Raw genomic sequence first — 11,546 nt, 5'->3', positions numbered from 1 at the left:
GATTCGTCTTCTCGACGAACCGAGTCGTTCGGGCCTCTGTATCGGCGAACCCGGTCGTGCGGGGCGAGCGCGCCGGGGCCCCGGAGACAGGGCCTCTACGAAGTCGGTCGCCGGGGTGGGTGGGGTGAGGCGCCGCGCGCAGTGCTGTCGAGGGGCTGGACCGGGTCAGCCTGCCAGTCGGGCGAGGGCCAGGGCGTGAGCGTGGTCGAGGGAGTCGGCGGCGGCGCAAGGGATGTCCGGCTGCACACCGGTGCCCTCCCAGTTCGTGCTGGAGACGGGATTGATGGCGCGGCCGAAGGGAACGGTGGCTTCCAGGTGTGGATGCAGGGTCCAGCCCTGGCACGGGTGCGCCCCGCCGCGGGTGGGCTCGCCGACGACTACGGCGCGGCCGAGCTGCTGGAGGTCGTACGCCAGCTCCTCGGCGGCGGAGAAGGTGCTGTCGCTGGACAGCACGTACAACGGCTTGCTGCCGCCGAAGCGCGCGCCGGGAACGTGCGGCAGGCTCCAGGACTGCTCGTTGCGCTCGCCGCCGCGCCAGTACATGGTGTTGAGGTGGGTGCGCTCGTCGAGCAGGTAGCTGCAGACGAAGGCGACCGTGTCCGGGTCGCCGCCCCGGTTGGCGCGCAGGTCCACGATCAGCGCCTGGGCGCGGGAGGCCAGGGTGAGCGCGGCGCTCAGCGGTTCGGCGGCCCACTCCAGCGGAAACAGCATCGGTGCCAGCTCCACCACGGCGACCCCTCCGTCGAGCAACTGCACCCGGGGCGCACCGCCCAGGGAGGAGTCGAAGTCCCGGCGCATGGCGTCCAGGGTGGCCGCCCCCTGCTTCGGGGGGACCGGGGTGGCGTGGTGCTTCAGTCTCAGGTGCCGGTCGCCGTTGACGGACTGCAGGTCCGCGGTGACCAGGCGGGCGAGCTCCTCGGCGTCGTCGACGTCGTAGGCGCCCTCGGTGAGGCGTCGTCGCAGCAGGCCGGCCAGCTGCTCGGCTATCTCGGGGAAAACGTAGTGCTCGGTCAGCAGCCGGGCCGTCTCGTCGATGACAGGGGCCGGCGCAAGTTTCGTCGGAGTCGTCATGGCAGGGAGTAGAGCACTGCCCTTGCGAAAGCGTCAAAGGGTTTGGACACTTTCGGTATGCGTGATCAGCCTCCCTGTCCGCCGCCTCCCGAGGATGTCCTGGAGATCGGTGCGCCTGAGCAGTTCGCGGCGCTCTCTCACCCCTTGCGCCAGCGGTTGCTCTTCGCCCTGGGCCACCGGCCTGCCACCACCAGCCAGCTCGCGGCGCGGCTCGACGCGAAGAAGGGCAACGTGGCCCACCACCTCAAGGTGCTCCGCGAGGCCGGGCTGGTCCACATCGCCGAGACGCGCCAGGTCCGCGGCGGCACCGAGCAGTACTACCAGCGCACGGCCCGCCGGATGGTCGTCGCCGAACCCCGGGCGTCGGGCACCGCCGCGATGCTCGCCGCGGTCGCCCAGGAGCTGGACCGCTCTCCCGTCGAGACCCACCTGACGCTACGCCACCTGCGTCTGAGCCCCGCGAAGGCAAGAGAACTCGGCGAGGCCCTCGCCCAACTGGTCGATGAGGCCGAGGAGGATGCGGAGGGCCGGCCCGTGCACGGTGTGTTGGTGGCGCTCTATCAGCAGGCCCTGCCGACCAGCACCACTGGTTCCGGCTGAGGGCACGTCGATGAGGCAGGACAGCTGTCAGCGGCGCCCGCCCACGCGGATCACCCGCAGACCCGGCGAGGACAGGATGTCCCTCTCGCAGAACCGGGAGGTGACCCACCGCTCGCCGGAGAACAGCCGCGTCTGGTCGCTGTAGTGCGGCGAGGTCGGGTCGGACGACTGGGAGTACGTCAGGAGCGTACGGGCGACCGGGCAGCGGCCCCCGTCCCAGCCGACCGCCTGGATGTACGAGGACCCGGTGGTGACCTCGGTGTAGCCGCCGGCCACGGGATCCCACACCGGCTCGACCTTGTCCCACACTCCCAGCGCCTCCGTGCCGCCCGGCACCGGGATGCGCCGGCCGTCCCGCACGACGAACTGGTGCGCGCCGAGCGGGGAGTCGAGCGGGATGCCCGCCGTACGCAGCTCGGTCACCGTGTCGGCGAGGGCGGTGGCGAACCCGAGGGAAGGGGCGGTTGAGCGTAACAACGGCCACAGACGTTTGACCGGGTGTCACCGCGTCCCACGCAACGGTGGAGCGTCTTCGCGTCAAACGCGCCGGACGCTTGACCGCGCTCGGGGACCGGAACGAGGATCACGCCAGGGCGGACGGACGAAGGAGCAGGTCATGACGGCGGGACGAAGCGTCACGGTCGACGGGGTACTGCGACGCAGCGCCCGGCGGACCCCGGAGCGCGTCGCGGTCCACTACCGCGACCGCTCGTGGACCTACGCCGAACTCGACGAGGCCGTCTCCCGTGCGGCCCAGGCCCTGCGGTCCGCGGGACTCGCACCCGGCGATCGCGTCGGCGCCTACGGCCACAACTCGGACGCGTACCTGATCGGCTTCCTCGCCTGCGCCCGGGCCGGACTGGTACACGTGCCGGTCAACCAGAACCTGGCCGGCGACGACCTGGCGTACATCGTCGGCCAGGCCGGCTGCGGACTCGTCCTGGCCGATCCGGACTTGGCCGGAAACCTGCCCGAGGGGACACCCGTCCTGCCCCTGCGCGACGCCGGCGACTCGCTGCTCGCGCGGCTGGCCGAGACCCCGCCGTACGACGGTCCGGAGCCGCGCGGTGAGGATCTGACGCAGCTGCTGTACACGTCGGGCACCACCGCGCTGCCCAAGGGCGCGATGATGACGCACCGCGCGCTGGTGCACGAGTACCTGAGCGCGATCACCGCCCTCGACCTGCAGGCCGGCGACCTGCCCGTGCACGCGCTGCCGCTCTACCACTCGGCGCAGATGCATGTGTTCCTGTTGCCGTATCTCGCCGTCGGCGCCGTGAACGTGATCCTCGACGCGCCGGACGCCGGCGAGATCCTCGACCTGGTCGAGGCCGGCCGCGCGGACAGCCTGTTCGCCCCGCCCACCGTGTGGATCGGCCTGTCCAACCGGCCCGACTTCGCGACCCGCGACCTGAGCGGGCTGCGCAAGGCGTACTACGGGGCGTCGATCATGCCGGTTCCCGTCCTGGAGCGGCTGCGGGAACGGCTGCCGAAGCTGGCGTTCTACAACTGCTTCGGCCAGAGCGAGATCGGCCCCCTGGCCATGGTCCTCGGCCCCCACGAGCACAAGGGCCGGATGGACTCCTGCGGACGGCCGGTGCTGTTCGTGGAGGCGCGGGTCGTCGACGAGTCCGGCAAGGACGTGGCCGACGGGGAGCGGGGCGAGATCGTCTACCGCTCACCGCAGTTGTGCGAGGGCTACTGGGACAGGCCGGAGGAGACGGCCGAGGCCTTCCGCGACGGCTGGTTCCACTCCGGTGACCTCGCGGTCCAGGACGGGGACGGGTTCTTCACCGTCGTGGACCGGGTGAAGGACGTCATCAACTCCGGTGGTGTGCTGGTCGCTTCGCGGCAGGTGGAGGACGCGCTCTACACCCACGAGGCGGTCGCGGAGGTGGCGGTGATCGGCCTGCCCGACGAACGGTGGATCGAGGCGGTCACGGCGGTCGTCGTCGCGCGCGGTGAGATCAGCGGGGACGAACTCGTCGCGCACGCACGCGAGAAGCTCGCCCACTTCAAGGCGCCCAAGCGGGTCCTGTTCGTGGACGAGCTGCCGCGCAACGCGAGCGGGAAGATCCTCAAGCGCGAGCTGAGGGACCGGTTCGCGGCGGACTCGTAGGCCGCGCCGTACGCCGTACTCCCTGGCACCGTCCGCCTGTCCGCCTGTCCGCCTGTCCGCCGTCCGCGCGGCGGCGGACAGGATTCAGCGCTCCCGCAGGTCGACGATCCGCCTGATCTTCCCCACGGACCGCTCCAGCGACTCCGGCTCGACGACCTCGACGGTGACCGACACACCGATCCCGTCCTTCACGGCGGCCGTGATGGAGTGCGCGGCCGCTTCGCGGATCTCGGGTGTGGCGCCGGGCCGCGCCTCGGCCCGCACGGTGAGAGCGTCGAGACGGCCCTCGCGGGTCAGCCGGAGCTGGAAGTGCGGCGCGACGCCCGGCGTGCGCAGCACGATCTCCTCGATCTGTGTCGGGAAGAGATTGACCCCCCGCAGGATCACCATGTCGTCGCTGCGGCCGGTGATCTTCTCCATCCGGCGGAAGACACGGGCGGTGCCCGGCAGCAGCCGGGTCAGGTCCCGCGTCCGGTAACGGATCACGGGCATGGCCTCCTTGGTGAGCGAGGTGAACACCAGCTCGCCCTCGGCGCCGTCCGGCAGCACCTCGCCGGTGATGGGGTCGACGACCTCCGGATAGAAGTGGTCCTCCCAGATGTGCAGCCCGTCCTTGGTCTCCACGCACTCCTGGGCGACACCCGGGCCGATCACCTCCGACAGGCCGTAGATGTCCACGGCGTCGATGGCGAACCGCTCCTCGATCTCGCGCCGCATCTCCTCCGTCCACGGCTCCGCGCCGAAGACACCCACCCGCAGCGAGGTGCCGCGCGGGTCGACACCCTGCCGCTCGAACTCGTCGAGCAGCGTGAGCATGTACGAGGGGGTCACCATGATGACCTGGGGGCGCAGGTCCTGGATGAGCTGCACCTGACGTGATGTCATGCCGCCGGACGCGGGGATCACCGTACAACCGAGCCGTTCGGCGCCGTAGTGAGCGCCGAGACCCCCGGTGAACAGCCCGTAGCCGTACGCCACATGCACCTTGTCGCCCGGACGGCCGCCCGCCGCCCGGATCGAACGGGCCACCATGTCGGACCACATGGAGAGGTCGTTGTCCGTGTAGCCGACGACCGTGGGGCGCCCGGTGGTCCCGCTCGACGCGTGGAGGCGGCGGATTCGCTCCTGGGGCACGGCGAACATCCCGTACGGATAGTTCTCGCGCAGGTCCGCCTTGGTCGTGAACGGGAAACGCGCCAGGTCGGAGAGGGTGCGGCAGTCGTCCGGCCGTACGCCCGCCTTGTCGAAGGACTCCCGGTAGAAGGGCACGTTCTCGTACGCGTGCCGCAACGACGCCCGCAGCCGCTCCTCCTGCAACGCCCGCAGCGCGTCGGCGTCCAGCCGCTCGCCCGCGTCCAGCAGGTCCTTCGACACCGTGGAATCCACCATGGGGACTCCTCCCTCACCAACCGTACCAATCCGGGCGACCGATCATTCGGTCGTGCTGTTCGGGATCAGTAATTCAGGCCGGTCCGTCTCGTGCAAGGGGTCGGCGTCCAGTTTCTTCGCGATCCCGTGCGCGATGTCCGCGATGCGCGGGACGGGAGGGCGGCGCGGGGCTCAGCCGCCGGCCTCCGCCGCCACCGAGCGTGCCCAGCGGTAGTCGGCCTTGCCGCTCGGCGACCGCTGGATGGTGTCCGTGATGACCAGCTGGCGGGGGATCTTGTAGCCGGCGAGGTGGTCCCGGACGTGGGCCTGGATGTCCTCCAGGGACGGCCGGCGCGCACCCTCGCGCAGTTGCACGACCGCCGCCACGTGGTTGCCCCACTTGTCGTCCGGCACCCCGGCGACCAGGGCGTCGTACACGTCCGGATGGGACTTGAGGGCCTGCTCGACCTCCTCCGGGTAGACCTTCTCGCCACCGGTGTTGATGCACTGGGAGCCGCGGCCGAGGACGATGACGATGCCCTCCTCGTCGACGGTCGCCATGTCGCCGAGCAGGACCCACCGCTCGCCGTCCTTCTGGAAGAAGGTCTCGGCGGTCTTCGCGGGGTCGTTGTAGTAGCCGAGGGGTACGTGGCCGCGCTGTGCGATGCGTCCGGGTTCACCGACGGCGACCGGTTCGTGGGTCGCCGGATCCACCACCTGGGTGCGGGAGTTGACGCGCACCCGGAAGCCTCTGCCGGGGCCCGAGTCGGCGGTGGCGGTGCCGTTGAACCCGGACTCCGACGAGCCGAAGTTGTTGAGCAGCATCACGTTCGGGACCAGCGCCTGGAACTGCGCGCGGACCGTTTCCGACATGATGGCGCCGGACGACGACAGGCTGAACATGGAGGAGCAGTCCGTGCCCTTCATGGACCCCTTCAGGGCGTCGATCAGCGGTCGCAGCATCGCGTCGCCGACCAGCGACACGCTGGTGACCCGCTCCCGTTCGATCGTCCGAAGAACCTCCTCGGGCACGAACTTGCGGTGGATCACCACCCGTTGCCCGAAGTTGAACCCGATGAAGGCCGTCAGCGTCGAGGTGCCGTGCATCAGCGGGGGAGTGGGGAAGAACGTGATGCCCTCACCGCCCGCCGCGACCCGCTCGGCGAGCTCCTCCGGCTTCGCCACCGCCTCACCCGTCGGGGCGCCGCCGCCGAGGCCCGCGAAGAACAGGTCCTCCTGCCGCCACATGACGCCTTTGGGCATACCGGTCGTGCCGCCCGTGTAGATGATGAACTGGTCGTCCGCCGAGCGTGCCGGGAAACCCCGCCCGGGAGAGCCGGCGGCCTCGGCGTCCGCGAAGTCCACGAGGGCCGGAGCGGGAGCCGGATCGGGAGCGGGAGCGGAGGCGGAGGCGGTGGTGACCGGCGTGCCGGCCGTCCCGGAGCCGGAGGCCCCCACGCGCAGGAGGTGGCGCAGAGCGCGGGTTCGCGGGAGTGCCGCCGTCACCCGGTCGGTGAACTCCGCGTCGAAGACCAGGGCCACCAGATCCGCGTCCTGGTAGAGGTAGACCAACTCCTCTTCCACATAACGGTAGTTGACGTTGACCGGTACGATCCGCGCCTTCAGGCAGGCCAGCACCGTCTGCACGTACTCGATCCCGTTGTACAGGTGCAGCCCCAGGTGTTCGCCGGGGCGTATGCCGCTGTCGATCAGGTGGTGGGCGATACGGTTCGCCGCCGAGTCCAGTTGCGCGTACGTCAGCCGGCGCTCCGCACCCGTGCCGGGATGGTCGAGGTAGACCAGCGCCTCGCGGTCGGGGACCACGTCGACGACCGACTCGAACAGGTCGGCAAGGTTGTACTCCACCGCTCCTCCTGACGCCGAACGTCCGGGGCCGCCCCTCGGCTCGACGGTCATCAGAGCAAAGCCCGCCACAACTGGGAAGGGCCCGCGCAGAAGAAATCTGACTGCCTGTCAGAAAACCCTTGTACTGACTCCGCGCCTCCTGCAACCTGTTCTCGTTCCTGCGACGGGAGGACGGCAATGGGTGGGACGGAACACCTCACCGTGCGGCGCGAAGGCGCCACGCTGGTGCTCACGCTCAACAGGCCCGAGGCCAAGAACGCGCTTTCGCTGCCGATGCTGGTCGGCCTGTACGACGGCTGGACCGAGGCCGACGCGGACGACGGGATCCGCTCGATCGTGCTCACCGGCGCGGGCGGCGCGTTCTGTGCCGGCATGGACCTCAAGGCACTGGCCGGAAAGGGCATGGAGGGCGAGCGGTACCGGGACCGGCTGAAGGCCGACCCGGATCTGCACTGGAAGGCGATGCTGCGCCACCACCGCCCCCGCAAACCGGTGATCGCCGCCGTCGAGGGACCCTGCGTCGCGGGCGGTACCGAGATCCTCCAGGGCACCGACATCCGGGTCGCCGGCGAGTCGGCGCTCTTCGGCCTCTTCGAGGTCAGACGCGGACTGTTCCCGATCGGCGGCTCCACCGTCCGTCTGCCGCGCCAGATCCCGCGCACGCACGCCCTCGAGATGCTCCTGACCGGGCGCTCCTACCCGGCCGCGGAAGCCGCCCGCATCGGTCTCGTCGGCCGGGTCGTGCCGGACGGAACGGCGCTCGCCGAGGCCCTCGAGATCGCCGAGCGGGTCAACGCCTGCGGCCCGCTCGCCGTCGAGGCCGTCAAGGCGTCCGTGTACGAGACCGCCGGGATGACCGAGACCGAGGGCCTCGCCGCCGAACTCACCCGCGGTTGGCCGATCTTCGACACCGCCGACGCCAAGGAGGGTTCCCGGGCCTTCGCCGAGAAGCGCCCGCCCGTCTACCGGCGCGCCTGACCCCCGAGCTCCCGCCCGGGCGCGCCTGACCTCCGAAGGAGACATCCGGGATGCCCGAAGTCCTCAAAGCCCCCCTCGTCGTCGAGTTCCCCTTCACCCGCTCGCTCGGCCCCGTCCAGAGCGCGTTCCTCACCGGTCTGCGCGAGCGGGTGGTCCTCGGCGTACGGACCACCGACGGCAGGACGCTCGTCCCGCCCGTCGAGTACGACCCCGTCACCGCCGACGAGCTCCGCGACCTCGTCGAGGTCGCCCCCACCGGCACCGTCACCACCTGGGCCTGGAACCACGCCCCGCGCCGGGGCCAGCCCCTCGACACGCCCTTCGCCTGGGTCCTGGTCAGACTCGACGGTGCCGACACCGCCCTGCTGCACGCCCTCGACGCTCCCGGCCCCGACACCGTGCGCACCGGCATGCGGGTGCGCGTGCGCTGGGCCCACGAACGCTCCGGGGCCGTCACGGACATCGCCTGTTTCGAACCCTACGACGGCGAACCGGACGAACCCGGTGCTCACGACGGCCGGTTCGCCGACATGGTGACCGGCATCGTCACCCCCGCCCGCCTCGACTACGTGTACTCACCCGGCCGCGCCCAGAGCGCCTACATCGAGGCCCTCTCCGAGCGGCGCACCGTGGGGGAGCGCTGCCCGCTGTGCCGCAAGGTGTACGTCCCGCCCCGGGGCGCGTGCCCCACCTGCGGGGTCGCCACCGCGGAACAGGTCGAGGTGGGACCGCGCGGCACGGTCACCACGTACTGCATCGTCAACATCAAGGCCAGGAACCTCGACATCGAAGTGCCCTACGTCTACGCCCACATCGCCCTCGACGGCGCCGACCTCGCGCTGCACGGCCGGATCGGCGGCATCCCCTACGACCAGGTACGGATGGGGCTGCGGGTGGAGCCGGTGTGGACACGGGACAGCCGTCACCCGGACCACTACCGGCCGGCCGGCGAACCCGACGCGGACTACGAGACGTACAAGGAGCTGTTGTAGATGCGGCCCACCAGGGACGTCGCCGTGGTCGCCTTCGGGCAGACCGACCACCGGCGCACCAGCGACGAACTCTCCGAGGTGGAGATGCTCATGCCGGTCCTGCACGAGGTCCTGGACCGGACCGGCCTGAAGACCAGCGACATCGACTTCACCTGCTCCGGCTCGACGGACTACCTCGCCGGCCGCGCCTTCTCGTTCACCATGGCGCTCGACGGGGTGGGCGCCTGGCCGCCGATCTCCGAGTCGCACGTCGAGATGGACGGGGCGTGGGCGCTGTACGAGGCCTGGACGAAGCTCCTGACCGGTGACGCCGACACCGCGCTCGTGTACGCGTACGGGAAGTCGTCGCCCGGCTCCGTACGGGACGTCCTGACCCGGCAGCTCGACCCGTACTACGTCGCGCCGCTGTGGCCCGACTCGGTCGCGCTCGCCGCACTCCAGGCGCGGGCGCTCATCGACGCGGGCGACACCGACGAACCCGCGCTCGCCGCTGTCGCGTCCCGCAGCCGTACCTCGGCGGCCGCCAACCCCCACGCACAGCTCCGGGGTTCGGTGGACCAGGGCGACTACGTCGTACGTCCGCTGCGGACCGGAGACTGCCCGCCGGTCGGGGACGGCGCCGCCGCGGTGATCCTCGCGGCGGGCGAGCGGGCCCGCGAGCTGTGCGAGCGGCCCGCCTGGATCCGTGGCATCGACCACCGCATCGAGGCCCACAGTCTCGGCGTGCGCGACCTGACGGACTCACCGTCCACCCGCCTCGCCGCCGAGCGCGCCGGGGCCTTCGAACGGCCCGTCGACACGGCGGAACTGCACGCCCCCTTCACCTCGCAGGAGGTCGTCCTGCGCAAGTCGCTGCGGCTCGCCGACGACGTGGACGTCAACCCCTCCGGCGGAGCGCTCGCGGCCAACCCGGTCATGGTCGCCGGGCTCGTCCGCGTCGGAGAGGCCGCCGCGCGCATCCACCGGGGCACCTCCGACCGGGCGCTCGCCCACGCCACCTCGGGGCCCTGCCTGCAACAGAACCTGGTCGCCGTACTCGAAGGGGATCCGCGATGAGCAAGGAGCCCGTGGCCGTCGTAGGCGTCGGCCAGACCAAGCACGTGGCGGCCCGGCGGGACGTGTCGATCGCCGGCCTGGTCCGCGAGGCGGCCCGGCGGGCCCTGGAGGACGCGGAGCTGACGTGGTCCGACGTCGACGCCGTCGTCATCGGCAAGGCGCCGGACTTCTTCGAGGGCGTCATGATGCCGGAGCTGTACCTCGCCGACGCGCTCGGCGCCGTCGGCAAACCGATGCTGCGCGTGCACACGGCGGGCTCCGTCGGCGGCTCGACCGCGCTGGTCGCCACCAACCTCGTCGCCGGCCGCGTCCACGGCACCGTCCTGACCCTGGCCTACGAGAAGCAGTCCGAGTCGAACGCCATGTGGGGCCTGTCCCTGCCGATCCCCTTCCAGCAGCCGCTGCTGGCCGGGGCGGGCGGATTCTTCGCACCGCACGTACGCGCGTACATGCGGCGTACGGGTGCGCCCGACACCGTCGGCTCCCTGGTCGCCTACAAGGACCGCCGCAACGCGCTCAAGAACCCCTACGCGCACCTCCACGAACACGACATCACCCTGGAGAAGGTCCAGGCCTCCCCGATGCTCTGGGACCCGATCCGCTACTCGGAGACCTGCCCGTCCTCGGACGGCGCCTGCGCCATGATCCTCACCGACCGCGCCGGAGCGGCCCGTTCACCCCGTCCGCCCGCGTGGCTGCACGGCGGCGCGATGCGCAGCGAGCCCACCCTGTTCGCCGGCAAGGACTGCGTGTCCCCGCGGGCGGGCAAGGACTGCGCGGCCGACGTCTACCGGCAGGCCGGCATCGCGGACCCGCGCCGGGACATCGACGCCGTGGAAATGTACGTACCTTTCTCCTGGTACGAACCCATGTGGCTGGAGAACCTCGGCTTCGCCGACGAGGGCGAGGGCTGGAAACTCACCGAATCCGGGGTGACCGAGCTCGACGGGGACCTGCCCGTCAACATGTCGGGCGGCGTACTCTCCACCAATCCGATCGGCGCCTCCGGGATGATCCGCTTCGCGGAAGCGGCGCTCCAGGTACGCGGACAGGCGGGAGAACACCAGGTGGAAGGGGCCCGCAGGGTACTGGGGCACGCCTACGGAGGCGGCTCCCAGTTCTTCTCGATGTGGCTGGTCGGGTCCGAACCGCCCAGCTCCTGAAACCGTCCCCCTCACGTGGCCTGTCCGCCACCGGAACCGATCGCTAGGCTGGCGGCGGACGACGAACCGGGAGGAGCACGGACGTGGCCGAGAGCACCATCGAGCAACACCCGCTCGCGGGCTGGGACAAGCCTGAGCTGGACCTGAGCAAGGCGGAATGGCAGTCCAGCAGCCGGGGGCGAGGTGACGTCCAGATCGCCTTTGTCGAGGGCTTCATCGCGATGCGCAACAGCGGCCGCGCCGAGAGCCCTTCTTTGATCTTCACGCCCGCCGAGTGGGGCGCGTTCGTGTCGGGTGCCCGCGAGGGCGAGTTCGACCTGACCTGACCTGACC

10 protein-coding genes and 1 pseudogene are annotated in these 11,546 nt (G+C 71.0%); 7 read left to right on the top strand and 4 right to left on the bottom strand.

The features are described 5' to 3' along the window. Positions 1 to 165 precede the first annotated feature (165 nt). Positions 166 to 1,071 (bottom strand): S41 family peptidase, encoded by a 906-nt coding sequence (locus HEP85_RS04325; protein ID WP_168526344.1) that lies wholly within the window; start codon positions 1,069 to 1,071, stop codon positions 166 to 168. A 57-nt stretch (positions 1,072 to 1,128) separates the two neighbouring features. Here HEP85_RS04325 and HEP85_RS04320 point away from each other — a divergent pair, with 57 nt between their 5' ends. Further along, positions 1,129 to 1,671, top strand: a complete 543-nt coding sequence (locus HEP85_RS04320) for a transcriptional regulator (protein ID WP_168526342.1) — start codon at positions 1,129 to 1,131, stop codon at positions 1,669 to 1,671. A gap of 27 nt (positions 1,672 to 1,698) precedes the next feature. Here the strand turns inward: HEP85_RS04320 and HEP85_RS04315 are convergent. Further along, positions 1,699 to 2,145: pseudogene (locus tag HEP85_RS04315) on the bottom strand (penicillin acylase family protein); the annotation flags it as partial. A gap of 142 nt (positions 2,146 to 2,287) precedes the next feature. On the opposite strand from HEP85_RS04315, the gene HEP85_RS04310 reads away from it, so the two are divergent. Then, positions 2,288 to 3,790, top strand: a complete 1,503-nt coding sequence (locus HEP85_RS04310; protein ID WP_168526340.1) for an acyl-CoA synthetase — start codon at positions 2,288 to 2,290, stop codon at positions 3,788 to 3,790. Positions 3,791 to 3,874: 84 nt separating this feature from the next. On the opposite strand, the gene paaK is transcribed toward HEP85_RS04310, so the two are convergent. Together paaK and HEP85_RS04300 are read right to left on the bottom strand one after the other, a co-directional pair. Beyond that, entirely contained in the window at positions 3,875 to 5,179 is a 1,305-nt protein-coding gene (gene paaK / locus HEP85_RS04305; RefSeq protein ID WP_168526338.1) for a phenylacetate--CoA ligase PaaK, read from the bottom strand. A 171-nt stretch (positions 5,180 to 5,350) separates the two neighbouring features. After that, complete coding sequence (locus HEP85_RS04300; RefSeq protein ID WP_168526337.1) at positions 5,351 to 7,024, bottom strand: acyl-CoA synthetase; 1,674 nt, start codon at positions 7,022 to 7,024, stop codon at positions 5,351 to 5,353. 177 nt (positions 7,025 to 7,201) lie between these two features. Here HEP85_RS04300 and HEP85_RS04295 point away from each other — a divergent pair, with 177 nt between their 5' ends. The 5 genes from HEP85_RS04295 (at position 7,202) to HEP85_RS04275 (ending at position 11,539) form a co-directional block, all read left to right on the top strand. Continuing rightward, entirely contained in the window at positions 7,202 to 8,002 is an 801-nt protein-coding gene (locus HEP85_RS04295; protein ID WP_168526335.1) for a crotonase/enoyl-CoA hydratase family protein, read from the top strand. A 50-nt stretch (positions 8,003 to 8,052) separates the two neighbouring features. After that, positions 8,053 to 8,994, top strand: a complete 942-nt coding sequence (locus tag HEP85_RS04290; protein WP_365768467.1) for an OB-fold domain-containing protein — start codon at positions 8,053 to 8,055, stop codon at positions 8,992 to 8,994. Beyond that, positions 8,995 to 10,050, top strand: a complete 1,056-nt coding sequence (locus tag HEP85_RS04285) for a thiolase domain-containing protein (RefSeq protein ID WP_168526331.1) — start codon at positions 8,995 to 8,997, stop codon at positions 10,048 to 10,050. Beyond that, a complete protein-coding gene (locus HEP85_RS04280) occupies positions 10,047 to 11,213 on the top strand; it encodes a thiolase domain-containing protein (RefSeq protein WP_168526328.1) in 1,167 nt (388 codons plus the stop codon). Before HEP85_RS04285 ends, HEP85_RS04280 begins: the two co-directional genes overlap by 4 nt. A gap of 83 nt (positions 11,214 to 11,296) precedes the next feature. After that, positions 11,297 to 11,539: a DUF397 domain-containing protein gene (locus HEP85_RS04275; RefSeq protein WP_168526326.1), complete on the top strand. Its 243-nt coding sequence runs from the start codon at positions 11,297 to 11,299 to the stop codon at positions 11,537 to 11,539. Positions 11,540 to 11,546 lie beyond the last annotated feature (7 nt).

Source organism: Streptomyces sp. RPA4-2 (genome assembly GCF_012273515.2).
Taxonomy (GTDB): Bacteria; Actinomycetota; Actinomycetes; order Streptomycetales; family Streptomycetaceae; genus Streptomyces; species Streptomyces kaempferi.
This window is presented reverse-complemented; position numbering and strand designations above follow the sequence as displayed.

What these genes read in the sequence shown, in the direction of transcription:
- HEP85_RS04325 (WP_168526344.1), bottom strand. Translation starts at nt 1,071, where the DNA reads ATGACGACTCCGACGAAACTTGCGCCGGCCCCTGTCATCGACGAGACG.
- paaK (WP_168526338.1), bottom strand. Translation starts at nt 5,179, where the DNA reads ATGGTGGATTCCACGGTGTCGAAGGACCTGCTGGACGCGGGCGAGCGG.
- HEP85_RS04320 (WP_168526342.1), top strand. Translation starts at nt 1,129, where the DNA reads ATGCGTGATCAGCCTCCCTGTCCGCCGCCTCCCGAGGATGTCCTGGAG.
- HEP85_RS04295 (WP_168526335.1), top strand. Translation starts at nt 7,202, where the DNA reads ATGGGTGGGACGGAACACCTCACCGTGCGGCGCGAAGGCGCCACGCTG.
- HEP85_RS04310 (WP_168526340.1), top strand. Translation starts at nt 2,288, where the DNA reads ATGACGGCGGGACGAAGCGTCACGGTCGACGGGGTACTGCGACGCAGC.
- HEP85_RS04290 (WP_365768467.1), top strand. Translation starts at nt 8,053, where the DNA reads ATGCCCGAAGTCCTCAAAGCCCCCCTCGTCGTCGAGTTCCCCTTCACC.
- HEP85_RS04285 (WP_168526331.1), top strand. Translation starts at nt 8,995, where the DNA reads ATGCGGCCCACCAGGGACGTCGCCGTGGTCGCCTTCGGGCAGACCGAC.
- HEP85_RS04280 (WP_168526328.1), top strand. Translation starts at nt 10,047, where the DNA reads ATGAGCAAGGAGCCCGTGGCCGTCGTAGGCGTCGGCCAGACCAAGCAC.